Here is a 26490-nt window from a genome sequence, read left to right on the forward strand (position 1 = left end):
GACCGGCCGTCATGCCATGCGCGACGGCCGCTCAGACGCATCGACGTTAACTCCTGCTGCTCACGCGCCACCGCACACCTCTCTCAATCGGCGGGTGTACGCGCGGGACCTGTATTTCAGGGAGAAATTTTGTCCACATTCTTGGTCGCGAAGACCCTCACAATTCTCGGTGGTGCCGCGCTGCTTGTCTCGGCGGTCGGATGCGACGACGGCGTCGTCGCGACGTCGGCGGGCCCGTCGATCACCACGACGGCCGCTTCGTTCGGCGGGGCGCCGGCACAACCGCTTCCGGCTTCGCCCGAAAGTCGTGCTGGCGGTGCGGGATTCACTGGCTGCATCATCGGCCTAAACTGCGGTTGCTTCCCTCGTCAAGGCAAGTGTGGGCGGCAGCGGTCGCCACGGGTGGTGCCTCCGCCCCCGCCGCCGGGCGAGTTCGGCAACAACGGTCCCGCCGAAAACCGGCATGTGCCCGTGGTTCCGTGAGCCGCCGACCACACCGTCGTCTCGGAAATCCGGGTGAACTCGCTGTCGCGGACGCCGCCGTCGGTGTAGTTTGCTGCTGGGGCGGGACTACGGTGAGGAGCCGGCCATGTCCGACGTCGATTATTGCGTGGTCGGAGCGGGATTCGCGGGCCTGACGGCCGCCTTGCGGCTCCAGCGGGCCGGCCGATCGGTGGCCTTGCTGGAGGCGCGCGACCGGGTCGGTGGGCGCACCTTCACCGAGACCCGCCCGGACGGGACGTGGATCGACCGCGGCGGCGCGTGGATCGGCCCGGGCCAGGACCGGATCTACGCGCTGATGAACGAGTTCGGCGTGCCCGAGTACAAGCAGCACAACGACGGCGACGCGATGATGATCGTCGGCGGCAAGAAGCACCGCTACGGCGGCACCATCCCCTGGACGATGAGCCCGTGGGCCGTCACCAACCTGGGCCTCGCCCTGATGTCGTTCGAGAGAATGTGCAAAACGCTCCCGCGCGAAGCCCCTTGGGAGGCAACGCAAGCCGCCGCGTGGGACCGGATCAGCCTGGGCGAGTGGATCGAGAAGCACACGCTGTCCAAGGCGGCCCGGCAAATGCTGGACATGGCCCTGTCCGGCCTGTACACCTCGGCGGGATCCGAGACGTCGTTGCTGTGGGCGCTGCTGCAGACGGGATCGGCCGGCGGCCCGACGTTCGCCATTTCCGGCAAGGGCGGCTCCCAGGACGCCCGCCCGGTCGGCGGCATGGGCGCCATCTACCGACAGATCGCCGCCGAGCTCGGTGATGCGGTGCACCTGTCGCGGCCGGTCCGGCAGGTCGCGCAGGACGCCGACGGCGTCACCGTCAGCGCGGAGGGCATGACGGTGCGGGCGCGGCGGGTGATCGTGGCGATCCCGCTGGCGATCGCCACGTCGATCGCCTACGAACCGGCCCTGCCGGTGGATCGGGCGTTTCTGCACCAGCGCATGCCGAGCGGCGCGGTCGTCAAGATCTCGGTCGTCTATGACGAGCCCTTCTGGCGGGCCGACGGGCTGTCCGGCCAGTCGGCCGCGCCGGGATGCCCGGCGACGCTGACCATCGACGCCTGCACCGACACGGGCAATCCGGGGGTCATGTGCGTCATCAGCGAGGGGCCCGCGGCGCGACGGCTCGGCAGGCTCGGCGAGGCGGAACGCCACGCGGTCATCATCGGCGAGCTGGTCGACCGCTTCGGGAGCAAGGCGAACGATTACCGCGAATTCCACGAACAGAACTGGACGGTGGAGCGCTATTCCGGCGGCGGCATGATCAGCCACGCGCCCACCGGCGTGCTGACCGAATTCGGTTACACCCTGCGCGAACCCTGCGGCCGCATCCACTGGGCCGGCACCGAGAGCTCGGCCGTCATGTGCGGGTGGGTCGACGGCGCGATCCGCTCCGGGGAGCGCGCCGCGGCCGAGGTGACCGCGGCCGACACGGCGACCGTGGCGGCCTCGAGCGTCGACTAGTTGCGCGCGTCGCCGGCGTGTCGGCCCAACAACTCGACGTTCGGCGCGGGGGGCGCCGGGGCTAGCCGGCTTGCTTGGCCGGCGGCCGGTAGAAGATGACCAGCTGGCCGATGGCACCGGCCAGGCCGAGCACCACCGAGATCAGCAGGCCGTGCCAGCCGTCCATCCAGTTCTTCCCGAAGACCAGGTAGTCCAGGCTGTACTTCCCGGCGCCCAGCGTGGCCACGACGACCGCGCTGACGGCCAGCACCAGGTTGTATTCCCAGCCCTCCTTGACGATGAAGAAGCCGTTGGCGCGGTGCACGGTCCAGGCCGCGACCAGCATCAGCGAGACGAAGCCCGCGGCCGGGATGGGGGTGAGCAAACCCGCCGCCAGGCCCAGGCCAGCGGCCATTTCCGTGGTCGCCGCCACCGTGGCGTGAAACTTTCCGGGTTTCATGCCGATGCTCTCGAACCACCGTGCGGTGCCCGGGATGCGGCCGCCGCCGAAGAACTTGTTGTAGCCATGCGCGGCCAACGTCACGCCCAACACCAGCCGCAGGATCAGTACTCCGACGTCATGGAACGTGTCATATGAAGTCATAACTGTAAACCTAGATCATGGGGCGGGTGGCAAGACAAGAGCCGCCGAGCAGCTACGGCGCTTTATCCGCTGGTACGTGTGGGAACATAGCGGGCGTTCCGACGTCGGCATCGGTAGCTAAGTCCACAAAGGGGGTGCACCACGGCTCGCACCGCATCAGGTAGCGGCGCCCACCGCCATGCGTCGAGCGGGGCCACGCGTGCCGAGCATCCCGTGGTGTTACTGGACGGCGCATCGAACCACCCGCGCGAACTGCTGGGCAACAAGGGCCACGGCATCCAGACGATGCGCCGCCACCAGCTGCCGGTGCCGCCCGCCTTCTGCATCACCACCGCGGTGGGGCTGCGGTACCTCGCCGACCCCGCGGCGACGATGGACGCCATCTGGGACGACGTGCTCGACCGGATGGGCTGGCTGGAGACCCAGACCTCGCGCACGTTCGGACGGGGACCGAATCCCCTGCTGGTCAGCGTGCGCTCGGGCGCCACCCAGTCCATGCCGGGCATGATGGACACCATCTTGGACCTGGGCATCAACGACGACGTCGAGCAGGCGTTGGCGGCGGGCGACCCGACGTTCGCCCGCGACACCCGCCGGCGGTTCTGCGACATGTACCGCCGCATCGTGGGCGGCGGTGAGCAGCACGACGTTCCGTCCGACCCGTACGCTCAATTGCGCGCCGGCGTGGAGGCCGTGTTCGCCTCGTGGAACTCGCCCCGCGCGGTCGCCTACCGCACCCACTACGGTTTCGGTGATCAGCACGGCACCGCCGTGGTCGTCCAGGCCATGGTGTTCGGGAATTACGGCCCCAATTCCGGTGCCGGGGCATTCATTTCACGCAATCCGATAACCGGCGACAACGAGCCGTTCGGCGAGTGGCTCCCCGGCGGCCAGGGCGACGACGTGGTGTCGGGATCGGTTGAGGTGCAACCGATCACCGCGCTGCGCGACGAGCAGGCGGCCGTCTACGACGAGCTGGTCGCCGCCGCCGGCACCCTCGAGCGGCTGGATGCCGACGTCCAAGAGATCGAGTTCACCGTCGAAAGCGGCAAACTGTGGTTGCTGCAGACCCGGGCGGCGGAGCGGTCGGCGCAGGCCGCGGTGCGCACGGCGCTGCAGCTGCGGCACGAGGGACTCATCGACGACGCGGAAACACTGCGGCGGGTGACCCCGGCCCACGTGCAGACCCTACTGCTTCCCGCGCTTCAGCCCGAAATACGCTTGGCGGCGCCGCTTTTGGCCAAGGGGCTGCCGGCCTGCCCGGGCGTGGCGTCGGGCACGGCATACACCGACGTCGACGAGGCGCTGCGTGCCGCCGACCGTGGCGAACGAGTGATCCTGGTGCGCGATCACACCCGGCCCGAAGACGTGTCGGGGATGCTGGCGGCGCAGGGCGTCGTCACCGAGGTGGGTGGCGCCGCCAGTCATGCGGCGGTGGTCAGCCGCGAATTGGGCCGGGTGGCGGTGGTGGGCTGCGGCCAGGGCGTGGCGGCGTCGCTGGCAGGCAGACAGATCACCGTCGATGGCGCCGAAGGTGAAGTGCGCGAAGGCCTTTTGGCCTTGTCCGCGTGGTCGGAAGACGATTCGCCGGAGCTGCGCGAGCTGGCCGACATCGCGCGACGCGTCAGCCCGCTGCGCGCCCACGTCACCGGAGACCATCCGCGGCTGGACGACAACTCCGAGGCCGCCGTGCGTGCCGCCATCGACCGCGGACACACCGACGTGGTCTCGGCCACCCCGTTGATCGTCATGCTGACCGCGCTGCGGCTGGCCGCGGGGGCGGCGCCATGACCGAACTGGATGTGCTGCAAGGGGTCCGGCTCAAGGGCCGGGTGAGCAGAACCGATCTGGCCGCGACATTGGGGGCCGATCCCGGCGACATCACTACCATCGTCGAGCAACTGACCGCGGCGGGCCTGCTGGCCGAGGGCGCAACCGTGCAGATCACCCGCGCCGGCAGCGACCGGTTGGCGACGCTGCTGGCCGAGGAGCGCGAGGGCATCGATGCGGGCGCGATGGCCGCCGTGTACCACGACTTTCGCGCCGTCAACGCCGACTTCAAGCGCCTCGTGACGGATTGGCAGCTCAGGGGAGGCCCCGGCGGCGTTCCCAACACCCACGACGACGCCGAGTACGACGCCGCCGTGCTCGCCCGCCTCGACGACGTGCACGCCCGCGCCGTGCCGATCGTCGAGGCCGCCGCGGCCCAACTGCCCCGACTCAATGCCTACGCGACGAAACTTGCTGCGGCATTGGACAAAATCAAGGCCGGGGAGACCTCCTGGCTGGCCAGGCCGCTGGTCGACTCCTACCACACGGTGTGGTTCGAGCTGCACGAAGAACTCATCGTCGCCGTCGGCCTGACCCGCGAGGAAGCGGCCAGATCCGGCGACGCGCAATAGCTAAAGGGCCTCGTCGAGCAGCGCCGTGTAGGCGTCGATATCGGGAATGGCCGAGGCCGCCGCGTGCACGCTGATCGCGATGGTGTCGCCGATGCCGTGCACGCCGTGCGTCAGACCCATCATCGGCGACAGCGCCGGATATCCGGCCGTCAGCACCACCGGGGCGCCGCCGAAACTCAGGTCGGCGGCGCCGCGGTAAACGCTGGACACCACGGTGTTGCCGGCCACCTGCCTCGGACGCTGGTCGAGGTCGAACTGGTTGATCCCCCAACGCAACAGCGGTGCGGGCACCGCGGCGAAGGCCCGGTCCGCGGTCCGCGTGGCCGGATGCTCGAACCGGCGCCGGCCATCGGCCAACTCGGCCGCGATCCGCCGCAGCCGCGCATCCAGATCAAGCTCTGGGTACAGCCCGACGACCACGTTCCCGAAGTGGTTATTGGCATGAGGCACACCGGGTTTGGCCATCGGGACTTCGGCCCCTAACGTCTCGGATCCCCGTCCCAGCAGTCGATACAGCGCGGTCGACACGGCGGCGAGAGCCCCGACGGTCACCGTGGGCCCACGAAGCTGCGCGCGGGGACGCACCAGCGTGCGCACCGAGCGCGCACCGTTCGGGCGGGCATTCGTCGGCAACAGCGGGCGGGGCCCGGCACCGGGCGTCAGCACGCCCGCGCGGATATCGCGGACCCGGCGGCGGTCGGCGCGGGCCGCCTGCACGGCCCGCCACGGCAGGAACCCCGCCGGCAACCGTCGCACCTCGGGCACCGGAACGTCCCGGCCGAACAGCCAGGCCGCCATCGCCGCACCGCGGCCCCCGTCTGCCAGCGCATGCGCGAGCTGCACGACCGCGACCGCGCCCGGGCCGTCGACGCCCGGGATGCCGTCCACCGGCGTGAACAGGTGCACCCGCCAGGGCATCCGGCGAACGTCCAGCTGGCTGTTGGCGAGGCCGGCGACCGCTTCCAGGCACGCACCCCAGCTGCGCTCGACGAGCTCGTGGCGCACGATCTGCTCCGACACCACCCGAGCGGGAACCCACTGCGGATACCTCAGTAAGGACCGGTCGTGGACCCGCACCGACAGGGCGGGGCAACCATTCGCCCGGCGGCGAACCTGTTCGACGGCACGGCCGAGGTCGGCGGGCTCGCCGGCGAAGGCGTACAGCAGGAACTCGTCGCTGGGGATTTTCGCCGACATCCAGTAGAACTGCGCATCGACGGCCGCCATCCGGCGCGCAGTCATCGCGTCAGCCGGGTGGGCCGACGAACGCAAGCACCCGCTCGGCCACCTTCTCGGGCTGTTCGAGCTGCAGGAAATGCCCGGCGTGATCGATGATGGCCACGTCGCTTCCGGGCGGCAGCACTTTTTCCGTCCAGTGCGCGAAAGCCGGAGTCATGCAACCGTCGTCGAGGCCGTGCAGATACAAGCTCGGCAGGATGGGCGCCTCGGTCCAGCGCTCGTTCAGCTCGGCGTACCGCTGCGGGGGCTTGGTGTTGCGCAGGGTGGCCCGGTAGGTCCCCAGGGCCGCGCGCCAACTTTCCGGTGTGCCGATCGCGGCGTCGACGTGCCGCAGATCCTCGTCGGCACCGCGATAGCCCGGCGACCATCGCCGCCACAGCAGCGGCAAGATCCAGCGCGCGGAACGCTCTGGCAGCAAAGGCAATTGGAAATAAAACATGTACCAGCTGCGCAACAACTGGCGCGGCAGCTGACGGGCCAGCCGGCCCCGCTCGCTCACCTGCCCCCGGAACGCGGCCGAGACCGGCACCGACATGATCACGGCTTTGGTGAACGGGCTGTTGGGCATCGCGGCCAGGCCGGTGGCCGCCAGCGCACCCCAGTCGTGACCGATCACCACGTCGCGGTCGGTTCCTCCCGCGGCCGCCCGCACGCGCAGGGCGTCGTCCATGATCGCCCCGACGTGATAGCTGCCGTCCTCGGGAATCGACGAGGGCGCGTATCCGCGCATGAACGGCGCGATGACCCGCCAGCCCGCCGCCGCGAGGAGCGGGGCCATCTTGCGCCAGCCGTAGGCCGTGTCGGGAAAGCCGTGCAGGCATAGGGCGATCGGACCGTCGGCGGGTCCCCAGGTCAGCGCCTTGAGATCCCCGGGCGGCCCCGGCACGTCGATCCACCGCGGCTCGGTCATCTCGCGTTGTCCGCCATATCCACTCCTGTTCGGCGCGTCCGCACGGACAAACCTAACCCGTGGGACTCCGCGATGCACCGACCGGCGCGGGATATTCGTCAAATATGGCCCGCCTCAGGGGGTTTCGCGGTCAGAGTGAGTCATCACCGCGCGGGGTCGCCGGACGCCTCCGCGGCCCGTTCCAGCTCGGCGATGATGATCTTGCGCATGCCGTACATCGCCTGGGTGGCGGCCGCGGCCCGGCCGCGATCGGGATCGCCGATCAATTCGTAGAGCCGATCGGGGACGATTTGCCAGCTCAGGCCGAAGCGGTCTTTGAGCCAGCCGCATTGCGATTCCTCGCCGCCGTCGGTCAACCGGTCCCAGTAGTAGTCGACCTCGTCCTGGTCCTTGCAGTGGACCGTGAAGGAGACCGCCTCGCTGAACTGGAAGTGCGGACCGCCGTTGATCCCGATGAACCGGGCGCCGTCGAGCACGAAGCTGCCGGACAGGATGGTGCCGGGCTCCCCAGGTCCGGCGTCGGTGGTCCGGTTGAGCCCCTCGATGTGGGAGTTCGGGAACACCGAGGTGTAGAAGCCGGCGGCTTCCTCCAGTTTGTCGTCGAACCATAACGACGGGGTGATCGATGGCATGTGCATGGCCTCCTGGGTCGCTCGTGGGGGTTCGACAGACAGACCCCCGCGAACACGGAAAGTCATCGCGCCGTCGACCCGCGCAAGAGTGCTTATGCGACCTATGTAACGTCAGGACGCATGAGCACCGTCAGCAGCAGCCCCCAGACGGTTGAGTTTGCCGGCGCCAAGGGCATCACCCTGATCGCCGACGAATGGAATCGGGGCACCGATGCCGCCGGCCGGCCGAGCATTCTGATGCTGCACGGGGGCGGCCAGAACCGGTTTTCGTGGAAGAACACCGGTCAGAGGCTGGCCGACGAGGGTTTGCATGTGGTGGCCCTGGACTCCCGCGGGCACGGTGACAGCGATCGCTCACCCGATGCCGACTACGAGATCGAGACGTTGACGACCGACGTCCTTCGGGTGCTGGACGCGATCGGGCGGCCGGTGACGATCATCGGGGCGAGCATGGGCGGGTTGACCGGCATCCTCGCCGCGCACCGGGCCGGCCCGGCGAAGGTGACCCGCTTGGTGCTGGTCGACGTGGTGCCCCGCTTCGAGAAGGGCGGCAGCGCCCGCATCCGCGATTTCATGTTCAGCGGCCTCGAGGGGTTCGAGTCGCTGGAGGAAGCGGCCGACGCCGTCGCCGCCTACCTGCCCTACCGCAGCAAGCCCCGCAGCCCCGAGGGGCTGAAGAAGAACCTGCGCCTGCGCGACGGCCGCTGGTACTGGCACTGGGACCCGGCGTTCATGACCAAGCCCGGCGACGATCCCGAACTGCGCACCGAGAGCTTCGAGCAGGCCGCCAAGAACCTGAGGATTCCCGTCCTGCTGATCCGCGGCAAGCTCTCCGACGTGGTGAGCCCCGAGGGCGTTCGGCACTTCCTGGCCACCGTGCCGCGCGCGGAGTTCGTCGAGCTGTCCAACGCCGGGCACACCGCGGCCGGCGACGACAACGACGCGTTCAGCGACGCCGTGGTGAAATTCGTCCAACGCCACTGACCAGTTCGGTCAGTTCGCCGGCTTCTCCGCGTGCCCGCCGAATTGCTTACGCATCGCCGAAAGCGCCTTGTTGGCGAAGTCGTCGAGCGAACGCGAGGCGAAGCGCGACTGCAACGCGGTGGTCAGCACCGGCGAGGGGACTCCCTCGTCGATCGCGGCGATGGACGTCCACCGTCCCTCTCCGGAGTCCGAGACGCGCCCGGAGAATTCCTTCAGCTCCGGGGATTCGTGCAGGGCGATCGCCGTCAGATCCAAGAGCCAGGACCCGATGACGCTGCCGCGCCGCCACACCTCGGCGACCTCGGGGATGTCGAAGTCGTACTGGTAGAACTCCGGATTCGACAGCGGCGCCGTTTCCGCGTCACCTTCCTGGACGTGCTTGCCGATGTCGGCGTTGCGCAAAATGTTCAGCCCCTCGGCGAGCGAGGCCATCATGCCGTACTCGATGCCGTTGTGCACCATCTTCACGAAGTGCCCGGCGCCGGCCGGCCCGCAATGCAAGTACCCCTGCTCCGACGTCGCGACCTCGCCGTCGCGGCCCGGTGTGCGCGGTGCCGCGTCGACGCCCGGCGCGACGGTGGCGAAGATCGGCTCGGCGCGCGCGAACGCTTCGTCGTCGCCGCCGACCATCAGGCAGTATCCACGTTCGCGGCCCCACACCCCGCCGCTGGTGCCGCAGTCCAGGAAGTGAATGCCCTTCTCCGACAGCGTCTTTGCGTGGCTGATGTCGTCGCGGTAGTAGGAGTTCCCGCCGTCGATGACGATGTCGCCGGACTCGAGTGTCTCGGCCAGTTCGTCGATCACCCCGGTGGTGATCGTCCCGGCCGGCACCATCACCCATACGACGCGCGGCGCGGTCATCTTCTCGGCGAGCTCTTGCAGCGAGGACACCCCGGTGGTCTTGTCCTCCCCCGCCATCGCCTCCACCGCGTCGGGGTTGTGGTCGTACACCACGCATTCATGTCCTCCCGCGACCACGCGTCGGACGATGTTGGCGCCCATCCGGCCGAGGCCGATCATCCCAAGCTGCATGCTGTCCCTGGTCTCCTTACTGTTTCGTGGCCGTGCTGCGCGGCAGCCACGGCTCCTGCCAGGCGTGGTGGCCACGCACCAGCGCTTCGGCGGCCTCCGGCCCCCAGGAGCCTTGGTCGTAGTGGTGGATTCGACCCGGCTTGTCCAGCAACGGCTGCACGATCCGCCACGTCTCTTCGATGGCGTCCTCGCGGGCGAACAGCTGGCGATCTCCGTTGAACGCGGCGTAGAGCAGCCGTTCGTAGGGGCGTACCGGCTCGCCGAGATCCTCGGCGAACGACGAGTCCAGGTGAACGTCGTGCCACGAATCGCCGACCTGAGCGGACAGCTGCAGCCGCATCCCGGGGTCGGGGTCGATGCGCAGCACGATCTGGTTGGGATCGGGTGGGCGACGGTTGGGCAGGAACGAAAACCCGGGGACATGGTGCAGGAACATCCGGACCTCGGTGACCTTTTCCGGCAGCGCCTTGCCGGCGCGCAGGAAGATCGGCACGCCGGCCCAGCGCCAGTTGTCGATCTCGGTGCGCAGCGCGACGTAGGTCTCGGTGGTGGAATCCTTTGCCACGCCGGCGACTTCGGTATAACCGCGGTACTGCCCACGCACGCAGCGCTCCGGGTCCAGCGCGGGCATGGCCCGGAAAACCTCGGCCTTCTTGTCGTTGAGGTCGTCGGCGCCGGCGCCCACCGGGGGCTCCATGGCGACCAGCGCCAGCACCTGCAGCAGATGGTTTTGCACGACGTCGCGCAGCGCTCCCACCGCGTCGTAGAACTTGCCGCGGTCCTCGATCCCGAAGTCCTCGGCCATGGTGATGTGGATCTCGGAGATGCTCTCGCGGTCCCACAGCTTCGCCAGGCCGTTGTTGGCGAAGCGCAGGTACTGCAGTTCTTCGACGGGTTGTTTGCCCAAAAAGTGGTCCACGCGCAGGATTTGGTCTTCGTCGAGCACCGCGCGCAGCCGGGCGTTGAGGTCGCGCGCCGACTCCAGGTCGTGGCCGAACGGCTTCTCGATCGCCACCCGCGCCCGCTCCAGCAGGTCGGCCTTCGCCAGGTTCTCCACGATGGGCGCGAACAGCGCCGGCGGCATCTCGAGGTAGTAGAGCGGATGCGCGTCCGAATCGATCTCCTTGGCGAGCTGCTTGTAGAGATCGGCATCGGTGACGTCGCCGTGCAAGTAGGAGATCCGGCCGGCCAGCCGGTCGAACACCGCGTCGTCGAACTTCTCGCCGGATTTCTGGATGGCGTCGCGCGCCCGGTCCAGCAGCTGCTCGGTGGTGATGTCGTCGCTGGCCACGCCGATGATCGGGTGGTGTAGCTCGTCGCGACGCTCGAGGCGATACAGGGCGCGAAACGTCATCTTGCGCGCCAGGTCGCCGGTGATTCCGAAGATCACCAGCAGGTCGGATGAATCACCGTCGCCGTCGGCCAAAACCGCTCCTCCCGAAAGTCACCTGATGGGACGCCCCTGAGATCACTACCCGCGGCCGGCGGCCTCAACCCTAGACACTGCTCACAGGGCCGACAACCTAGCCGGACCGCGGCCTTGCAAGGATGACCGGCATGGGTGACGCGCTGCATGTCTCGGTCTACATTCTGGCCGGGTTTGCTGCGATCGAGGCCATCGGGTTGGTGGTGCTGTGGCAGCTGCTCGCGCGCAGTCAGCGCGAGCTCGACGAGCTGCGCCAGCGAAACGACGCCCGCAGCTGGTTGCTGTCGGGCGGCCGCGAAGCCGTGAAGACGGTGTGGAACACCGCCAACCTGGTGCGCAAGGAGGGCTTCGGGGCGGCGGTGCGCAGCTCGATCGAAGACCTCGCGGACTGGGCCGAGGTCGAACGGCCCGACCTCGCGCGGGTCACGCCGGACGGCCGGGTGGTGATCCTGTTCTCCGACATCGAGGAGTCCACCGCGCTGAACGAGCGCATCGGGGACCGGGCGTGGGTCAAACTGATCAGCTCGCACGACAAGCTGGTCTCGGATCTGGTGCAGCGGCGGTCCGGGCACGTGGTGAAGAGTCAGGGCGACGGATTCATGATCGCCTTCGCGCGCGCCGAAGAGGCGGTGCGCTGCGGGATCGACCTGCAACGCGCGTTGCGCAGGGATGCAAACCGCAAGCGGCACGAGGAGATTCGCGTTCGGATCGGCATCCATATGGGACGGTCGGTGCGCCGCGGCGATGACTTGTTCGGCCGCAATGTCGCCATGGCGGCGCGGGTCGCGGCACAAGCCGCCGGTGGCGAGATCTTGGTGAGTCAGCCGGTGCGGGACGCGCTTTCGGAGTCCGAGGGCATCCGTTTCGACGGCGGCCGCGACGTCGAGCTGAAGGGTTTTTCGGGCAGCTATCGGTTGTTCGCCGTTGAGCCCTCGGCCGATCCCGGCCCGGACTGAAGGCCTCCCCCTTCGTATTCGGCCAACCGCTGATGCAACCGATTGCGGACCTCGTCGGCGGTGTAGGCGCGCCGCTTGCGCTGGTCGCGAGCCACCAGCACGCCCCCGGCGACGACGCCGGCGGCACCGGCCAGTCCCAGCCACTTCCACACACTGCGCATGAGACCAGGCTATGCGTAGTCCCCGTCGTCGCGCGCTGGTTGTGATTGACTGGTGTGCCCGCGAGGCACGGCACCGCGACGCGCAGGCGGGCTCAGGAGACGAGGAGACCGGCGAAAGCCGCAGCGGCGAACGGGCTTACACAACCATGCTCACCTTGAACCAAGCGCTCGAGGAGACCCGTACGGGCGATCTTTGGCTGTTTCGCGGCGGTTCGGGACCCGACCGTGCCATCCAGACCTTGACGAACGCCCCGGTGAACCACGTGGGAATGACGGTGGCCATCGACGACTTGCCGCCGCTGATCTGGCACGCCGAACTGGGTGACAAGCTCGCCGACCTGTGGACGGGGACGAACCACCGCGGCGTGCAACTCAACGATCTGCAGCAGTCCGTCTTGCAGTGGACCCAGCGCTACCACCAGCGGTGCTGGCTGCGCCAGCTGACGCCGCCGGCCAACCGCGAGCAAGAGAACAAGCTGCTGCGCGTCATCGCCCGCATGGACGGCACCGCGTTTCCGACCACCATGCGCCTGACCGGCCGGTGGTTGCGCGGCCGCCTGCCGAACGCGTACGACTGGGCGCGCGGAATCCCGGTCGTGGACAGGAAAGTTCGAGAGTCGACGCTGCGGCGCAAGGAGCGCCAGCGCCTCGGCCTGGAGGCCGCCTACTGCGCGGAAACGGTGGCCATCACCTACGAGGAAATGGGTTTGATGGCCACGGAGAAGTACTCGAACTGGTTTGACCCCGGCTCGTTCTGGAGCGGTGAGAGCCTGCCGCTCACACCGGGATACGCGCTGGGCGACGAAATCGAGATCGTGGTGGCCGGCTAGCTTGGGGGGAAGGGTGTCTGGCCGGCCGCCGACATCCGTGGCCGGCGGCTAGCCGACCGACATCTCGCCCATCTCGGACCACCCAGTGGCATCGAGCGTCTGGTTGATGATCTTCGGCGTCGACTTCAACGCCTGCGGAAGTTCGTGCATGGCCCGCTTGAAGTGATCGCTGTTGACGTGGACACCGCCCGCCTCATCGTCGCGGAACGCTTCCACCAGGACGTACTCCGCCGGGTTGTCCAGGCTGCGCGACCACTCGAACCACAGGTTGCCCTCCTCGGCACGAGTCGCCGCCGTGAACGCGGCGACGAGTTCAGGCCACCGATCCGTCCACTCGGGTTTGGTTTCGAACTTGACGACGATGAAGATCATTGCGGCCCCGCCTCGGTTCGCCGATTTCGGTGTGCCCGCACCGCAGGCAGCGCCAGCCTATCTGGCGGCGGGCACTGCCGCGGCGGGGTGTCGGGCGCGTATTCGGTCAGCTACGCCAGCAGCAAAGTGTTCTCACGAGTCACAAGCAACCCAGGAGAAACTTTCGCCGCGGCGCGCACTTCCGCCACTTTTCCGAAGGCAGTGTCGTAGCTCACACAAGACTCGGTGATCGTGTCATTTCACTATTGTGCCGGCCCGTCGGGATGGCCGCCGCCAATCGTCGGAAAGAACCGATAAATGGCCGACGGCACGCATTTCATTTGTTATGAATCCGCAATTACCGCGCTGTCGGACAAATACAATTAAAGTGCCGGCGGGGCGTCCATCGGCGGCGCCGCAGCGTCGATCAAAACAGCGGGCTCTTCCGGCGGGGGCGCGGGCGCGTCCGCCGGCGCAGCAGCGTCGGGCGGAGGCGGCAAAGCGTCCGCCGGCGGAGGGGCGTCGGGCGGCGGCGGCAACGCGTCCGGCGGCAAAGCGGCGTCCGGCGGCGGCGGCAACGCGTCCTCCAACTCCATCGGAAGGAACATGTGGTGCGTGAATCCGGCCTGGTAGGCGCCGGGGCCGCCCACGTGGACGCCGCCGCGCTCACCGCTGGCCACCGACGTCCCGTCGGGCAGCGTCACCGCGGTGTGGCCACCGTTCCATCCGATGACCAAGGCGTTGGGCGCGGTCCCGTATTGGAACCCTCGCGCCAGCAACGCCGCTTCTTCGTTTCCGGTATTAAATCGATCCCCAAAAACTGGCCTATCGGTTGCGGCATTCGCAATCCACGAAGCGAGTCCCGAACAATCGGTCCCGGCGGGAGAATCTCCGCCCGCGATATACGGCGTGCCGGAAACCTGATTGATCAACGACATCAATGTAGCAATAACGACCATGGGCAGCGAGGCTAGCAATAACATATATTGCCAACCAAAATTTGTGGCGCACGTCATTCGGTAAACCAGCAATGACCTGTGCCGCAGCTAAAGCAAATTTATTACACACAGGTATATTTTTGGCGGCAAATTGCCCGCATTTAGGCGATGCCGTCCAGGGGTACCTCGGTCGCGTCACCCGTCAGGCGGGGTCAGGGCCCCGTTCGCTTTGCGCAATCTCGCGGTCAACGTCGGCCTGGTCCCGCTCCGCGCGCGCCTGTGCGCGCTGCACCCCTTCATCGGCGCGCCGCAGTCGCGCGTGTTCCTGCTCTTCGCTCGTGCCCTCGCGTTCGTCGGCGCGCTGCTCGCGTTCGTCCGCCGCCCGCTCGCGCTCGTCGGCAATCTCGTCGCGCTCATCGGCGAAACGGTCCCTTTTGCCGGCAAGAAATTCACGCTTTCGGAGCTCAGCCTCCCGCCGGACCAGGGCCCTTTCGCGCTCCTCGAGCGCGTCGGGCCCGCATTCCGGCTCCTCGGGCGGCTGGGCGCGGTCGTCTGCGGCCACAGTTCACCCTAGCGCCGAGGATTGACCGTTAGCGCCGCCAATCGCGTCTGATCAAAGCGGCCTTGGCCCGAGACGGCGCCTGCTCAGATGGGCGTCCATATCCCGTTGTTCCACAGGCCCCAATCGGCGTCGGTCGGGTTCCACATCAGTTGAGCCCCCGGCGCCCACGCCGGTTGAGGTGGCTGCGGCGGCGCCCACGCCGGCGGGGGGCCCCAGGGACCCCAGCCCGACGGGGCGGTCGGGCCGCCCGGATGTTGCCACTCGTGGCAGCGATTCCAGTCCCAGTCCAAGACGTTGCCCCAGGCCGGGTTCCATGGCTCGCCCGGGCACCAGTGGTCGGTGGGCGCCGGTGCCGCCTGCGCGCCCGGGCCGCCGGCCAGCCCCAACGCGGACAATGCCAACCCGCTGCTCACCAGCACGCGCGCAGCCCGCCGCGGCCACGGTCCCGTTCGCTTGACAGTCGTCATCTCCCCAGGATTTCCCTGGACCGGGATGTGGGCAAGTAGTTCTGCGGATCATCTGCAACCTGCAGGTCCGTTCGACCGCCCCATCGCGGCGCCCGGCGATCAGAGCCCGAACTTCGCGCGCGCCTCGTCGGTGACCGGAGTGAACAGGTTGACGAGGTTTCCGTCGGGATCCCGGAACAACAGCGCGCGGTTGCCCCAGGGCATGGTCGTCGGCGTCGTCACGACCTCGGTGACACGCTCGCGCAGCCGCTCGAACTCGGCGTCCACGTCCTCGACGATGAATTCCACGATTGCGCTCCGGTTCGCCGCCGGCTCGGCCGATCCCGCCCCGAACAGCGGCACCGTCTTGTCGCTACCAATGGCCAGCGTGCCGGCCGGGGTCGGAATCTCCGCGAACAACTCGTTGCCCCACACGGCCGCGATCTGGGTGACCATCTCGTAGAAACCCACCAGGCGCTTGACGTCGGCGGTGATGATGCGGGTCGATACGAACTTCATGCGGTCCTCCTGCGGGCCCCGGCGGTGTGGGTGTCGTGCGGGAAGGATGCTAACCGCCACCCCCGACAACGGCGGCGGTCATCGGGCCGGCAGGGTTCTCCTGGCCTGATCGTGACGCCCGGGACCGTGTTCGCCAGGTCCGGCCGGCTCTTCGCGAAGGCACGAATCGCGCGATAGAACGCCCAAAGTTGGCGAGGCGTAGGGACTTTCGGAACCCAGGCCAACTCCCAGTGAATCCCATTGATCGGGTCGTCGAAGAACACCGCGTAGTAGCCGGGCCAGTACTGCGGGTACTCCTTCGGCTCGTCGGTGACGCGGATCGCACGTTCGACCAAGAATTCACGATGGAAGCGGTCGACCTCTGCCCTGCTGCGCGCCCACAACGCGATGTGGTTGATGCCGACCGCCTGATCGGAGTGCGTCAACTTCTCGCCGGTGCGGGCGGGCTGGATGCCGATGTAGCTGTGCGGGTTGACATTACGCGTCATGTAATACGTCGACTGGTATTCCATGTTGAGCGACGAGAAGCTGCTGTAGCCGAGCCAGCCGAACAACGCGTCGTAGAACGCGATCGAGTCGTCGTAGTCCAACACCGCGAACTCGACGTGACACACGCCCCGCCACCGCATAGCGCCTCCTTGTTGTGACTGTTGAAGCGGAGCGGGATGACGGCTGCACCGAACAACGTCACGACTCATCGACGATCGCAACACCCACTTCTTTACACGCCGCTTTCAACTTCTTGTCCCTCGTCCAAAGCCGTGCACCGTCGACGACAGCAACCGACCCAAGAAGGTGGGCGTCGATTGCGCTCAATCCCCTTCCCCACAAGCGGCGACGGTCAACGAGATGGAGGATTTCCGCGTGCGTCAACAACGGAAACTCGCGCAGATGGGACAGCAATCTCAGTACGTCGTCGCGCTGCTTGATCATACCGAGTGCCAGCTCCTCGATCACCATTTGGTGGCAACCGATTTCGTCGTTGGTCAAGCGGCCGACGAGGCGATGCTCGGCGACGTGCAGATGGTCAATCCATATCGATGTGTCAACGAGGATCACGGGTCGGCGGCCTCCGCCGCGGGGCGGCCGACGCCTTGGGGTCCGTGCCGCCGAGCGCCGCGAGACGGCGGGCGCTCTCTACCCGAATGAGGGTCTGCAATCCCTGACGGAGAAGCGCCGCACTCTCCGTCACGCCGGTCAGTTCCGCCGCCTGAGCCAGTAAGGCATCGTCGATGGTCACTGTTGTCCTCATCGACACCTCCATACGCATCATTTGATGCATACCATGATGCCACAAGTCGACCGGCGAGTCCTTCGGGCCATGATCACGCGGCCGGCGTTGGCCTGGGACGGAGCTAGACGTTGAACCGGAACTCCACGACGTCGCCGTCGGCGCGTCGTCACGATGTGCTGGACGATATTCGTCCGCCGACCGGACACCTTCGTTGCCCAGGCTCCAGTCACTTCATCCGATGAGCCGTGCCGCATCAGTGTCCGTGCTCTACGGTCGTCAAATGGGTGTCCGGGACGCGGTCATGGCGGGTATTGCTCAGCAGCTCGGCCATCCAAGTGGTCTGCGCGGGCGGTTGGTTGGTGCGGCGCTCAATCGGGGCAACCGGCGCTTCGTGAGCGCCGCCGCGCGGGCGCTGCAACCCGATGAAGCATCGGCGGTGGCCGATGTCGGATTCGGTGGCGCAGTGGGGCTGAAATTCCTGCTCGAAAGTGTCGGTCCGTCGGGCAGAGTTCACGGTGTCGAGGTGTCGGAGACGATGCTCAGCCGAGCCGCGCGACGCTACCGCCGTGACATCGCAACCGGGCGGCTGTCGTTGCATTCCGGGTCCATGACGCAGTTGCCCTTTCCCGATGGGGCATTGGACGGCGCCATCACCGTCAACACCATCTACTTCGTCGCCGAGCTCGACAGAGCGTTCAGAGAGCTTGCCAGGGTGATAAACGGTCGGGGCCGACTCGTCATCGGACTGGCCGACCCCGACGTCATGGCAAAACTGCCATTCACGGAACACGGCTTTCACCTCCGTCCGGTGCCGGACGTGATCGACACGTTACGCAGCACCGGCCTCACGGTCGAACACCGCCAGATCAGTGGAGACGCCAACGCACCGCACCTGCTGATCGCCCACGCCGTCGCGTGAGAGGTCGCGAACGAGTGCGGGACATCGATCGAGGCAGACTTTCGACTTCGTTCGCCAGCGACCGCCCTACTTTGATGGCTTAGACGTTGAAGCGGAACTCCACCACGTCGCCGTCGGCCATGACGTAGTCCTTGCCCTCCATGCGGACCTTGCCGGCCGCCTTGGCCGCCGCCATCGAACCCGCGGCGATCAGGTCGTCGTAGGACACGATCTCGGCCTTGATGAAGCCCTTTTCGAAGTCGGTGTGAATCACCCCGGCGGCCTTGGGAGCGGTGTCGCCCTGGTGAATCACCCAGGCGCGCGCCTCTTTTGGGCCCGCCGTCAGGTAGGTCTGCAGCTTGAGGGTGTGAAAACCGGCCCGCGCCAACGCGTCTAGCCCCCGCTCGGTTTGCCCGATGGACTCGAGCAGCTCGGCGGCGGACTCGTCATCCAACTCCTGCAGCTCGGCCTCGATCTTCGCGTCCAGGAACACCGCGTCGGCGGGGGCGACCATCGCGGCCAGCTCGGCCTTGCGGGCATCGTCGGTCAGCACGGACTCGTCGGCGTTGAACACGTACAGAAACGGCTTGGTGGTCATCAGGTTCAGCTCGCGCAGCAGGGACGCGTCGACGCCGGCCGCGAACAGCGTCTTGCCCGAGTTCAGGACCGCCTCCGCGGCGACGGCCGCCTCGTGCACCGGCTTGCGTTCCTTGTTGTTGCGGGCTTCCTTCTCCAGGCGCGGCACGGCCTTCTCCAGGGTCTGCATGTCGGCGAGGATCAGCTCGGTCTCGATCACCTCGATGTCCGAGCGCGGATCGACCTTGCCGTCGACGTGCACGACGTCGTCGTCGGCGAACACCCGCACCACCTGACAGATCGCGTCACACTCGCGGATGTTGGCCAGGAACTTGTTGCCCAGCCCGGCGCCCTCGGACGCGCCCTTCACGATCCCGGCGATGTCGACGAATGTGACCGGCGCCGGCACGATTTTCTCGGAATCGAACATCTCCGCCAGCTTGTCCAGCCGCGGATCGGGCAGCGGGACGACGCCCTCGTTGGGTTCGATCGTCGCGAACGGGTAGTTGGCCGCCACCACGTTGTTCCGGGTCAGCGCGTTGAACAACGTGGACTTGCCGACGTTGGGCAGGCCGACTATTCCCAGGCTCAGGCTCACAGGGAGCCAAGTCTAGGGGCCGCGGGCGTGCCGGACGATCGGGACCGCCACGCGGCCGAGCGTGCGCGGGAATGGGGCACGCCACAGGATCGCTACGAGGTATTTACGAGCCTTTCGGTCCATTCCCGGTACGGTCTACATGTGTCAGCACAGCGGGCTAGTGCGACGGTGGATGGTGCTCACCGTTCGGTCCACCCCAACATCCCAGGCGCCCCCTGGTATGCAGCCCTGCTTATCGCCGTCACCGCGACAGCTATCGGCTACGGAATCGACGCTGGTCACAAGGAACTGACCCACGTCTTCGCGGGCTTCTATATAGCGGGTTGCGTGGCGGCGGTGCTCGCGGTGCGCCAGGACGGCATTTTCACCACCATCATCCAGCCGCCGCTGATCCTGTTCTGCGCCGTGCCCGGCGCCTACTGGCTGTTCCACGACGCCAAGATCGGCCGCCTCAAAGACCTGCTGATCAACTGCGGCTATCCGCTCATCGAGCGCTTCCCGCTCATGCTGGGCACCGCCGGCGCCGTCCTGGCGATCGGACTGGCCCGCTGGTATTTCGGAAACGCCCAGGGCACGAAGGCGGCGAGCACGTCGGCCGATTCCGCCGGCGCCACCGGCGTGCACGTCAAGTCCTTCTTCAACAGCATCGGCGCCAAACTGCAGTCGGCGCTGCAGCCCGATGCCGACGACACCGACGAGGCCACCGAGTCGCGCCGCGGCCGCGCGTCGGGCTCGTCGGCCAGGACACGCAGAACGGCGCGCGACGGTCGCTCCTCCACGCGTTCCCGCTCCCGGCATGCGCGACCGTCCCTCGACGACGAGTCGGTCGAGCGGCCCGAGCGTCCACGGCGCAGTACCCGCCGCAATCCTGCGGCCGCTCGCGACTACGACGCCGAACCGCCCCGCCGGTCACGGCGCCGGCCCAGGCCGGAGGGCGACCCGGACTTGCGCGGCCAAACCCCCCGGGAGCCGCGCCGCGAGCCGCGCACCCGCCGCAATCCCTACGAGCGCCCCTACGACCGGCCCGCGCCCCGCGGCAGCCGTTTCGACGGCTTTGAGCCCTACGGCGACAGGTACGAGGAAAGCCGCGAGCCCTACGAGCCGCGGCGCCGGCGGCCCCCTTCGACCGGGAGCGGCGGGACGCATCACCCCATCTCGCAGGTCCGCTACCGCGGCGGCACCCAGGACCAACCGCGGGAGCCGCACACCGAGCGCCGGAGTCGCTCACGCACACCGGGTCGCGCGCACGGGCGGCCCGCGGCGGAATCCTGGGAGTACGACGTCTAACGGCGCAGCCGGGCGCGGCGAGTCACCGCCAGCGGTCCAAGGCCCTCAGCGGGCTGAGCGGATCTCGCGCGGCAGCGCGAACACGAGGGTCTCCTGCGCGGTGGTGACCGGTTGCACCAGGTCAAAGCCGCACTCGGCGAGCCGCTCGAGCACCCCTTGCACCAAGACCTCGGGAACGGACGCCCCGGACGTGACGCCGACCGTGGTGACTCCCTCGAGCCAGGCCGGGTCGATGTCGTCGGCCCAGTCGACCAGGTGGGCCGCGGCGGCCCCGCCGCCCAGCGCCACTTCCACCAGGCGCACCGAGTTCGACGAATTGCGCGACCCGACGACGATCACCAGCTCGCACTCCGGCGCCATCGCCTTGACCGCAACCTGCCGGTTTTGGGTCGCATAGCAGATGTCGTCGCTGGGCGGGTCCTGCAGCTTGGGGAATCGTTGCCGCAGCCGTTCGACGATTTCCATGGTCTCGTCGACCGACAGCGTGGTCTGCGAGAGCCACACCACCTTGTCCTCGTCGCGAACCGTCACGTTGTCCACGGCAGCGACCCCGTCGACCAGCTGCACATGGTCGGGCGCCTCCCCGGCGGTGCCGACGACCTCCTCGTGGCCCTCGTGGCCGATGAGCAGGATGTCGTAGTCGTTGCGGGCGAATCGCCGGGCCTCGTTGTGCACCTTGGTGACCAGGGGGCAGGTGGCGTCGATGGTGTGCAGGTTGCGTTCGGCGGCCGCCGAGTGCACCGAGGGGGCGACGCCGTGCGCGGAGAACACCACGATGGCGCCTTCGGGCACCTCGTCGGTCTCCTCGACGAACACCGCACCGGCCTTTTCCAGCGTGCTGACCACGTGCCGGTTGTGCACGATCTCGTGACGCACATAGACCGGCGGCCCGTGCTTTTCCAGCGCGCGCTCCACGGTCTCGACGGCCCTGTCCACGCCCGCGCAGTAACCGCGCGGCTCCGCCAGGAGCACGCGCTTGCGGGTCGGGGGGACGGCGACCGAGCTGGTTGCGCCGGGAATCCCCATGTCGACGGTCGAGGGCATGTCCCCCAGGGTACGTTCTGCCGACACGGGGCTGCCAGCTCGCGGCGGCGGGCTTGGAGTTAGCCGCCGCTTAAGGCAATCTTGGACCCATGGCTACTGCACCGTATGGGGTTCGGCTGCTGGTCGGCGCGGCGACGGTCGCCGTTGAGGAGACCATCAGGCTGCCGAAAACCATCCTGATGTACCCGATGACACTGGCCAGTCAGGCGGCGCACATCGTGATGCGCTTCCAGCAAAACCTCGCCGAGCTGGTGATCAAGGGGGACAGCACCCTCGAGTCGATTTTCCCGCCCAAGGACGAGAAGCCGGAATGGGCGACGTTCGACGAGGACGTGGACGACGCGATCGACGGGGCTTATGCCACGGTGACCGACGGCGGCGAGGGCGAACGCCGGGCCGAGGGACGGTTCGCGCTGTACTCGGTGGCCGACGCGCACGAAGATGCCAGCGCGCTGACCAAACCCGCCCGCCCATCGAAGAAGCCGGCGGCCGGCGCGTCGGTCTCGCAGCCGGCGGTGGCCACCGAGCTGGACTACTCGGCGCTGACGTTGGCCCAGCTGCGGGCCCGTCTGCAATCGCTGAGCGTGGATGAACTCGAAGACCTGCTGGCCTACGAGCAGGCGACCAAGGGCCGCGCCCCGTTCCAGACGTTGCTCGCCAACAGGATCACCCGCGCGAACGCGAAGTGACCCGAGCCAATACGTCCGAACCGAATTCCGCGGAAAACCCTTTTCCGGTGCGCGCGGTGGCGATCCGGGTGGCCGGCTGGATCGACAAGCTGGGCACCGTCTGGGTGGAGGGTCAGCTCGCCCAGGTCTCGATGCGGCCCGATTCCAAGACCGTGTTCATGGTGCTGCGTGACCCCGCCGCCGACATGTCGCTGAGCGTGACGTGCCCGCGCGACCTGGTGCTGAATGCGCCGGTGAAGCTGGCGGAGGGCACGCAGGTGGTGGTGTGCGGCAAGCCCTCGTTCTACACCGGTCGCGGCACATTTTCGTTGCGGCTCAGCGAGATTCGCGCGGTGGGGCTCGGAGAGCTGCTGGCACGCATCGATCGGCTGCGCAGGCTGTTGGACGCCGAAGGGCTTTTCGATCCGCGGCTCAAGCGCCCAATCCCCTTCCTGCCCAACATGATCGGCCTGATCACCGGCCGGGCGAGCGCGGCCGAGCGCGACGTGAGAACGGTGGCGGCGGCCCGCTGGCCTGCGGTCCGTTTCGCGGTGCGCAGCACGGCGGTCCAGGGGCCCAGCGCGGTTGCGCAGATCGTCGACGCCCTACGTGAGCTCGACCGCGACGCCGACGTCGACGTCATCGTCCTCGCCCGCGGCGGCGGCAGCGTCGAGGACCTGTTGCCGTTTTCCGACGAGACGCTGTGCCGCGCGATCGCGGCGTGCCGCACCCCGGTGATCAGCGCCGTCGGCCACGAACCCGACAACCCGCTGTGCGATCTGGTCGCCGATCTGCGTGCGGCCACCCCGACAGACGCGGCCAAAAAGGTGGTTCCCGACACCGCGGCCGAACAGCGGCTGATCGACGACCTGCGCCGGCGCAGCGCACAGGCGTTGCGCAACTGGGTATCTCGCGAGCAACGTGCCCTGGCCCAGATACGCAGCCGCCCGGTGCTCGCCGAGCCACTGACGGCGCTGAAGGCACGCGCGGACGAGATTCACCGCGCCCGGTCGGCGATTCGCCGCGACATCACCCGGCTGGCCGCCACTGAAACCGAACGGATCGGCCATCTGAGCGCGCGGCTGGCGACGCTGGGCCCGGCGGCCACATTGGCGCGCGGCTATGCGGTCGTGCAATCGGTCGGTCCCGCCGAGAGCCGGGTGCTGCGTTCGGTCGACGACGCGCCGGCGGGCACCCGCTTGCGGGTGCGGGTGGCTGACGGCGCCGTGGCCGCCGTCAGCGAGGGGCCGGCCGATGGCCCGTAAGAATGACGCCGGGGAGGGCCCCGCCGAGCCGGAGGGGACCGAATCCATTACACCTATTAGTCAGCTGGGCTACGAAGCGTGCCGGGACGAACTGATCGAGGTCGTGCGGCTGCTGGAGCAGGGCGGGCTGGACCTCGATGCGTCGCTGCAGCTATGGGAACGAGGCGAACAGCTGGCTAAACGCTGCGAGGAGCATTTAGCTGGCGCCCGCAAGCGGATCGAGGGCGCGCTCGCCTCCGGCGACGCCGACGACGCCTGAGACCCGCAACATCGGAGGGCTGCGTTGAAAGATTTTTTCCGAACTGGAACACGTTTCAGTTATGATTTCGCGCATGGGTGATGCATCTCTGACGGCCGAGCTCGGCCGCGTCCTGGTCACCGGGGGGTCCGGATTCGTCGGCGCCAACCTGGTGACCACCCTGCTCGACCGCGGGCATCAGGTCCGCTCGTTTGACCGCGCCCCTTCGCCGCTACCGAAGCATCCCCAGTTGGAGGTGCTGCAGGGAGACATCACCGACACGGCCGTGTGCGCCCGAGCGGTCGACGGCATCGACACGGTGTTTCACACCGCGGCGATCATCGACCTGATGGGCGGCGCGTCGGTGACCGAGGAGTACCGCCAGCGCAGCTTCGGGGTCAACGTCGGGGGCACCGAGAACCTGGTCCGCGCCGGGCAGGCGGCCGGGGTGCAGCGCTTCGTCTACACCTCGTCGAACAGTGTCGTGATGGGCGGCCAGAACATCGCGGGCGGCGACGAGACGCTGCCCTACACCGACCGGTTCAACGATCTGTACACCGAGACCAAAGTGATCGCCGAGCGATTTGTATTGGGCCAGAACAATGTTGACGGCCTACTGACGTGTGCGATCCGGCCCAGCGGCATCTGGGGCCGCGGCGACCAGACGATGTTCCGCAAGCTGTTCGAGAGCGTGATCGCCGGTCACGTCAAGGTGTTGATCGGCCGCAAATCGGCCAGGTTGGACAACTCCTACGTGCACAACCTGATTCACGGTTTCATCTTGGCGGCCCAGCATCTGGTACCCGGCGGCACCGCACCCGGTCAGGCGTACTTCATCAACGACGCCGAGCCGATCAACATGTTCGAGTTCGCGCGGCCGGTGATCGAGGCCTGCGGCGAGAATTGGCCCCGCGTCCGGGTGAACGGCCCCGTCGTGCGCGCGGCGATGACGGGTTGGCAACGGCTGCATTTCCGGTTTGGGATACCGGCGCCGCTGCTCGAGCCACTGGCCGTCGAGCGGCTGTACCTGGACAACTTCTTCTCGATCGCCAAAGCGTCTCGTGACCTCGGCTATCAACCGCTGTTCACCACGGAGCAGGCGCTGTCGGAATGTCTGCCGTACTACGTGGGCATGTTCGAGCAGATGAAGCGAGACGCGTTGACGGCCAAGGCATCCGGTTAGCGAAAGCTCACCATCTCGCTGCCCCAGGCGGCGCGGATGTTCGCGTCGACGTCATGGGCGAGGGTGTCCTTCTTGCCGATGAGCAGGCAGGCACGGTCGGTCGCCCGGTAGCGGGGCCATTCCGGCTCACCGGCGGGTCCCGCGGGCGCGCCGTGCGCGGCGAAGTTGATCCATCGGGTGCGCACCCTCTTGGAGACCGCCTTGGCGGTTCTGGTGCCGCCGAGCTTCAGCGTGGGATCCTTGGGCGCACCGAGAGTTCCCCAGACGTAAGGCAATTCGGTGGCGTGCGCGGCTCCGACCGTCAGCAGTCTCAACAACGGGGTGGAGTAGTCGAACCGGTACAGATACACCGGTGCCGCGTGGGCGTGTCCCTCGGCCAGCCACACCGAGGGCATCCGGAAGCCGACGTCGGTGGCGATGCTCAAACTCCGCGCCTTGCGCCGCAATCGCGAATACGCCGAGCCGATCTCCTCCTCGGTGGGCAACTGCAAATCGGGTTGCTCGGCGGCGATCTGGTTGAACATCGAGGTGATCGCGCTCGGGGTGATCGGCATCAGCGACGAGCGCATCAGCCGGAAGAGTGCCGCCTCGTGTTTGTTGGTGCCGATGATCAGCGGGACCGGGTGGGTGCGGCCCTCCTGCGCCAGCTTGACCGGGTAATCGCCCAGCACGTCGCCGTCGACGATCGGCACGAACGCCAGCGTTCCCGGGTTGCGCGCCGGCACTTCGTCGAACACCTCTTGCGACGCGGCCAGGATCGCCGCCATCGGCATGTCGACCAACCGCTGCGCCTCCGACGGGGCGATTCCCAGTTTGCCGAGGAAGGCTTGGGTGACCCGGTGCGCTCGGTCGCGGTCGTACACCGAGGTGGCCGGCGAGCTCTGCGCGATCGCGCCGGCGAACAGGCCGTCGGCTGCCGGGCTGGCCAGCAGCGTCGTGACGATGCCCGCCCCGGCGGATTCACCGAACAGCGTGACCCGGTGCGGATCGCCGCCGAAGGCGGCGACGTTGTCGCGCACCCACTCCAGCGCCGCGAGCGCGTCGCGCAGCCCGACGTTCGAGTCGAACCGTCGCCCCGCGGTGTCCAACGACGTCAGGTCGAGGAAGCCGAGCACGCCGAGCCGATAGTTGACCGTCACCACGACGACGTCGCCGTGGCTGACCAACCTGCTGCCGTCATAGAGCGTCTGGCTGCTCGATCCCAGGACGTAGGCGCCGCCGTGCAGCCACACCAGGACCGGTTTGGCGTCCCCGGGCCGGGTCTCAGAGGATGCCCAGACGTTGAGCCGCAGGCAGTCCTCGCCCTGCGGTGCGCCCAGATCCAGCGGCATGTTGGGAAAGACCGGTTGCGGGCAGGCCGGCCCGAACACGGTGGCGTCGGCGATCTCGGTCCAGCGCCCGGGCGGTTGCGGCGCCCGGAAACGTAAGTCGCCCACCGGCGCCGCCGCGTAGCGGATGCCCTTCCACGCCTTGACGCGGCCGTCGTCGACGCCGCGGACCGGGCCGTTGCTGGTTTCGACCACCAGGTCGTCGATCGCCATGCGCGTGCACAATCTCCC

The 26490-nt window shown here is 67.9% G+C and carries 29 protein-coding genes and 1 pseudogene; 12 read left to right on the forward strand and 18 right to left on the reverse strand.

The genetic code is table 11. The features are described from left to right. The first annotated feature begins 589 nt into the window (after positions 1–589). Entirely contained in the window at positions 590–1969 is a 1380-nt protein-coding gene (locus tag QGN30_RS22000) for a flavin monoamine oxidase family protein (protein ID WP_051473048.1), read from the forward strand. A gap of 61 nt (positions 1970–2030) precedes the next feature. Here the strand turns inward: QGN30_RS22000 and QGN30_RS22005 are convergent, their stop codons facing one another. Next, entirely contained in the window at positions 2031–2552 is a 522-nt protein-coding gene (locus tag QGN30_RS22005; RefSeq protein ID WP_008254413.1) for a DoxX family protein, read from the reverse strand. A gap of 213 nt (positions 2553–2765) precedes the next feature. Between QGN30_RS22005 and QGN30_RS22010 the strand changes: the two genes are divergently transcribed. Continuing rightward, positions 2766–4343, forward strand: coding sequence for a pyruvate, phosphate dikinase (locus QGN30_RS22010; RefSeq protein WP_008254411.1), 1578 nt, complete (start codon positions 2766–2768; stop codon positions 4341–4343). Beyond that, positions 4340–4954: a hypothetical protein gene (locus QGN30_RS22015; protein WP_008254409.1), complete on the forward strand. Its 615-nt coding sequence runs from the start codon at positions 4340–4342 to the stop codon at positions 4952–4954. Before QGN30_RS22010 ends, QGN30_RS22015 begins: the two co-directional genes overlap by 4 nt. Here the strand turns inward: QGN30_RS22015 and QGN30_RS22020 are convergent, their stop codons facing one another. The 3 genes from QGN30_RS22020 to QGN30_RS22030 all read right to left on the reverse strand — a co-directional run bounded on the left by QGN30_RS22020 (position 4955) and on the right by QGN30_RS22030 (position 7735). After that, a complete protein-coding gene (locus QGN30_RS22020; protein WP_248923542.1) occupies positions 4955–6196 on the reverse strand; it encodes a WS/DGAT domain-containing protein in 1242 nt (413 codons plus the stop codon). A gap of 4 nt (positions 6197–6200) precedes the next feature. Continuing rightward, positions 6201–7103: an alpha/beta fold hydrolase gene (locus tag QGN30_RS22025; RefSeq protein ID WP_008254405.1), complete on the reverse strand. Its 903-nt coding sequence runs from the start codon at positions 7101–7103 to the stop codon at positions 6201–6203. A 143-nt stretch (positions 7104–7246) separates the two neighbouring features. Beyond that, the gene (locus QGN30_RS22030; protein ID WP_326565582.1) at positions 7247–7735 is read right to left on the reverse strand and encodes a VOC family protein; all 489 of its coding nucleotides are present in this window, start codon (positions 7733–7735) and stop codon (positions 7247–7249) included. A 120-nt stretch (positions 7736–7855) separates the two neighbouring features. Between QGN30_RS22030 and QGN30_RS22035 the strand changes: the two genes are divergently transcribed. After that, complete coding sequence (locus QGN30_RS22035; RefSeq protein ID WP_008254400.1) at positions 7856–8719, forward strand: alpha/beta fold hydrolase; 864 nt, start codon at positions 7856–7858, stop codon at positions 8717–8719. Positions 8720–8728: 9 nt separating this feature from the next. Here the strand turns inward: QGN30_RS22035 and gnd are convergent, their stop codons facing one another. Further along, a complete protein-coding gene (gene gnd / locus QGN30_RS22040) occupies positions 8729–9751 on the reverse strand; it encodes a phosphogluconate dehydrogenase (NAD(+)-dependent, decarboxylating) (RefSeq protein ID WP_009953426.1) in 1023 nt (340 codons plus the stop codon). Between the two features lie 16 nt (positions 9752–9767). Continuing rightward, on the reverse strand, positions 9768–11177 hold the full coding sequence (locus QGN30_RS22045; RefSeq protein ID WP_014384005.1) for a glucose-6-phosphate dehydrogenase: 1410 nt from the start codon (positions 11175–11177) through the stop codon (positions 9768–9770). A 122-nt stretch (positions 11178–11299) separates the two neighbouring features. Between QGN30_RS22045 and QGN30_RS22050 the strand changes: the two genes are divergently transcribed. Next, positions 11300–12133, forward strand: a complete 834-nt coding sequence (locus tag QGN30_RS22050) for an adenylate/guanylate cyclase domain-containing protein (RefSeq protein WP_009953429.1) — start codon at positions 11300–11302, stop codon at positions 12131–12133. Here QGN30_RS22050 and QGN30_RS22055 read toward each other — a convergent pair. After that, complete coding sequence (locus tag QGN30_RS22055) at positions 12085–12294, reverse strand: hypothetical protein (protein ID WP_014381976.1); 210 nt, start codon at positions 12292–12294, stop codon at positions 12085–12087. The two genes, QGN30_RS22050 and QGN30_RS22055, sit on opposite strands and share 49 nt — an antisense overlap. Positions 12295–12440: 146 nt before the next feature. On the opposite strand from QGN30_RS22055, the gene QGN30_RS22060 reads away from it, so the two are divergent. Next, entirely contained in the window at positions 12441–13124 is a 684-nt protein-coding gene (locus QGN30_RS22060) for a hypothetical protein (protein ID WP_014384004.1), read from the forward strand. Between the two features lie 48 nt (positions 13125–13172). Here QGN30_RS22060 and QGN30_RS22065 read toward each other — a convergent pair whose 3' ends face one another. The 8 genes and pseudogenes from QGN30_RS22065 to QGN30_RS22100 form a co-directional block, all read right to left on the reverse strand. Continuing rightward, positions 13173–13496: a putative quinol monooxygenase gene (locus QGN30_RS22065; RefSeq protein ID WP_009953431.1), complete on the reverse strand. Its 324-nt coding sequence runs from the start codon at positions 13494–13496 to the stop codon at positions 13173–13175. Positions 13497–13858: 362 nt separating this feature from the next. Beyond that, positions 13859–14458 (reverse strand): peptidoglycan endopeptidase, encoded by a 600-nt coding sequence (locus QGN30_RS22070; protein ID WP_416366873.1) that lies wholly within the window; start codon positions 14456–14458, stop codon positions 13859–13861. 157 nt (positions 14459–14615) lie between these two features. Further along, complete coding sequence (locus tag QGN30_RS22075) at positions 14616–14975, reverse strand: hypothetical protein (RefSeq protein WP_248923541.1); 360 nt, start codon at positions 14973–14975, stop codon at positions 14616–14618. Positions 14976–15058: 83 nt separating this feature from the next. Next, positions 15059–15442 (reverse strand): hypothetical protein, encoded by a 384-nt coding sequence (locus QGN30_RS22080; protein WP_026071433.1) that lies wholly within the window; start codon positions 15440–15442, stop codon positions 15059–15061. 99 nt (positions 15443–15541) lie between these two features. After that, positions 15542–15940, reverse strand: coding sequence for a VOC family protein (locus QGN30_RS22085; protein ID WP_009953435.1), 399 nt, complete (start codon positions 15938–15940; stop codon positions 15542–15544). 78 nt (positions 15941–16018) lie between these two features. After that, positions 16019–16569: pseudogene (locus QGN30_RS22090) on the reverse strand (VOC family protein). 58 nt (positions 16570–16627) lie between these two features. Next, positions 16628–16999 (reverse strand): type II toxin-antitoxin system VapC family toxin, encoded by a 372-nt coding sequence (locus QGN30_RS22095; RefSeq protein WP_041784823.1) that lies wholly within the window; start codon positions 16997–16999, stop codon positions 16628–16630. After that, positions 16986–17192: a type II toxin-antitoxin system VapB family antitoxin gene (locus tag QGN30_RS22100; protein WP_026071432.1), complete on the reverse strand. Its 207-nt coding sequence runs from the start codon at positions 17190–17192 to the stop codon at positions 16986–16988. The genes QGN30_RS22095 and QGN30_RS22100 overlap by 14 nt, the downstream gene beginning before the upstream one ends. A 238-nt stretch (positions 17193–17430) precedes the next feature. Here QGN30_RS22100 and QGN30_RS22105 point away from each other — a divergent pair, with 238 nt between their 5' ends. Next, entirely contained in the window at positions 17431–18093 is a 663-nt protein-coding gene (locus QGN30_RS22105; protein ID WP_248923661.1) for a class I SAM-dependent methyltransferase, read from the forward strand. A 79-nt stretch (positions 18094–18172) separates the two neighbouring features. Here QGN30_RS22105 and ychF read toward each other — a convergent pair whose 3' ends face one another. Further along, positions 18173–19246 carry a redox-regulated ATPase YchF gene (ychF, locus tag QGN30_RS22110; protein ID WP_009953440.1) on the reverse strand — a complete coding sequence of 358 codons (1074 nt, stop codon included), beginning with the start codon at positions 19244–19246 and terminating at the stop codon, positions 18173–18175. 141 nt (positions 19247–19387) lie between these two features. On the opposite strand from ychF, the gene QGN30_RS22115 reads away from it, so the two are divergent. After that, positions 19388–20533 (forward strand): DUF6542 domain-containing protein, encoded by a 1146-nt coding sequence (locus QGN30_RS22115; protein WP_248923540.1) that lies wholly within the window; start codon positions 19388–19390, stop codon positions 20531–20533. Positions 20534–20578: 45 nt separating this feature from the next. Here the strand turns inward: QGN30_RS22115 and QGN30_RS22120 are convergent, their stop codons facing one another. Beyond that, a complete protein-coding gene (locus QGN30_RS22120; protein ID WP_248923539.1) occupies positions 20579–21577 on the reverse strand; it encodes a 4-hydroxy-3-methylbut-2-enyl diphosphate reductase in 999 nt (332 codons plus the stop codon). 89 nt (positions 21578–21666) lie between these two features. Between QGN30_RS22120 and QGN30_RS22125 the strand changes: the two genes are divergently transcribed. The 4 genes from QGN30_RS22125 (at position 21667) to QGN30_RS22140 (ending at position 24931) form a co-directional block, all read left to right on the forward strand. Beyond that, positions 21667–22266, forward strand: a complete 600-nt coding sequence (locus QGN30_RS22125) for a lipid droplet-associated protein (protein WP_009953444.1) — start codon at positions 21667–21669, stop codon at positions 22264–22266. Beyond that, positions 22263–23510, forward strand: a complete 1248-nt coding sequence (xseA, locus tag QGN30_RS22130) for an exodeoxyribonuclease VII large subunit (protein WP_248923538.1) — start codon at positions 22263–22265, stop codon at positions 23508–23510. The genes QGN30_RS22125 and xseA overlap by 4 nt, the downstream gene beginning before the upstream one ends. Continuing rightward, the gene (locus QGN30_RS22135; protein ID WP_248923537.1) at positions 23500–23769 is read left to right on the forward strand and encodes an exodeoxyribonuclease VII small subunit; all 270 of its coding nucleotides are present in this window, start codon (positions 23500–23502) and stop codon (positions 23767–23769) included. The genes xseA and QGN30_RS22135 overlap by 11 nt, the downstream gene beginning before the upstream one ends. Positions 23770–23830: 61 nt before the next feature. Beyond that, positions 23831–24931, forward strand: a complete 1101-nt coding sequence (locus QGN30_RS22140) for a 3-beta-hydroxysteroid dehydrogenase (protein ID WP_248923536.1) — start codon at positions 23831–23833, stop codon at positions 24929–24931. On the opposite strand, the gene QGN30_RS22145 is transcribed toward QGN30_RS22140, so the two are convergent. Next, positions 24928–26472 (reverse strand): carboxylesterase/lipase family protein, encoded by a 1545-nt coding sequence (locus tag QGN30_RS22145; protein ID WP_248923535.1) that lies wholly within the window; start codon positions 26470–26472, stop codon positions 24928–24930. The two genes, QGN30_RS22140 and QGN30_RS22145, sit on opposite strands and share 4 nt — an antisense overlap. Positions 26473–26490 lie beyond the last annotated feature (18 nt).

This window comes from Mycobacterium sp. 3-98, assembly GCF_035918355.1.
GTDB classification, from domain to species: domain Bacteria; phylum Actinomycetota; class Actinomycetes; order Mycobacteriales; family Mycobacteriaceae; genus Mycobacterium; species Mycobacterium intracellulare.

Coding starts and splice junctions, on each gene's coding strand:
- QGN30_RS22000 (WP_051473048.1), top strand. CDS start 590: ATGTCCGACGTCGATTATTGCGTGGTCGGAGCGGGATTCGCGGGCCTG.
- QGN30_RS22005 (WP_008254413.1), bottom strand. CDS start 2,552: ATGACTTCATATGACACGTTCCATGACGTCGGAGTACTGATCCTGCGG.
- QGN30_RS22015 (WP_008254409.1), top strand. CDS start 4,340: ATGACCGAACTGGATGTGCTGCAAGGGGTCCGGCTCAAGGGCCGGGTG.
- QGN30_RS22020 (WP_248923542.1), bottom strand. CDS start 6,196: ATGACTGCGCGCCGGATGGCGGCCGTCGATGCGCAGTTCTACTGGATG.
- QGN30_RS22025 (WP_008254405.1), bottom strand. CDS start 7,103: ATGACCGAGCCGCGGTGGATCGACGTGCCGGGGCCGCCCGGGGATCTC.
- QGN30_RS22030 (WP_326565582.1), bottom strand. CDS start 7,735: ATGCCATCGATCACCCCGTCGTTATGGTTCGACGACAAACTGGAGGAA.
- QGN30_RS22035 (WP_008254400.1), top strand. CDS start 7,856: ATGAGCACCGTCAGCAGCAGCCCCCAGACGGTTGAGTTTGCCGGCGCC.
- gnd (WP_009953426.1), bottom strand. CDS start 9,751: ATGCAGCTTGGGATGATCGGCCTCGGCCGGATGGGCGCCAACATCGTC.
- QGN30_RS22050 (WP_009953429.1), top strand. CDS start 11,300: ATGACCGGCATGGGTGACGCGCTGCATGTCTCGGTCTACATTCTGGCC.
- QGN30_RS22055 (WP_014381976.1), bottom strand. CDS start 12,294: ATGCGCAGTGTGTGGAAGTGGCTGGGACTGGCCGGTGCCGCCGGCGTC.
- QGN30_RS22060 (WP_014384004.1), top strand. CDS start 12,441: ATGCTCACCTTGAACCAAGCGCTCGAGGAGACCCGTACGGGCGATCTT.
- QGN30_RS22065 (WP_009953431.1), bottom strand. CDS start 13,496: ATGATCTTCATCGTCGTCAAGTTCGAAACCAAACCCGAGTGGACGGAT.
- QGN30_RS22070 (WP_416366873.1), bottom strand. CDS start 14,458: ATGTTATTGCTAGCCTCGCTGCCCATGGTCGTTATTGCTACATTGATG.
- QGN30_RS22080 (WP_026071433.1), bottom strand. CDS start 15,442: ATGACGACTGTCAAGCGAACGGGACCGTGGCCGCGGCGGGCTGCGCGC.
- QGN30_RS22085 (WP_009953435.1), bottom strand. CDS start 15,940: ATGAAGTTCGTATCGACCCGCATCATCACCGCCGACGTCAAGCGCCTG.
- QGN30_RS22100 (WP_026071432.1), bottom strand. CDS start 17,192: ATGAGGACAACAGTGACCATCGACGATGCCTTACTGGCTCAGGCGGCG.
- QGN30_RS22120 (WP_248923539.1), bottom strand. CDS start 21,577: ATGCCCTCGACCGTCGACATGGGGATTCCCGGCGCAACCAGCTCGGTC.
- QGN30_RS22125 (WP_009953444.1), top strand. CDS start 21,667: ATGGCTACTGCACCGTATGGGGTTCGGCTGCTGGTCGGCGCGGCGACG.
- QGN30_RS22135 (WP_248923537.1), top strand. CDS start 23,500: ATGGCCCGTAAGAATGACGCCGGGGAGGGCCCCGCCGAGCCGGAGGGG.
- QGN30_RS22140 (WP_248923536.1), top strand. CDS start 23,831: ATGATTTCGCGCATGGGTGATGCATCTCTGACGGCCGAGCTCGGCCGC.
- QGN30_RS22145 (WP_248923535.1), bottom strand. CDS start 26,472: ATGGCGATCGACGACCTGGTGGTCGAAACCAGCAACGGCCCGGTCCGC.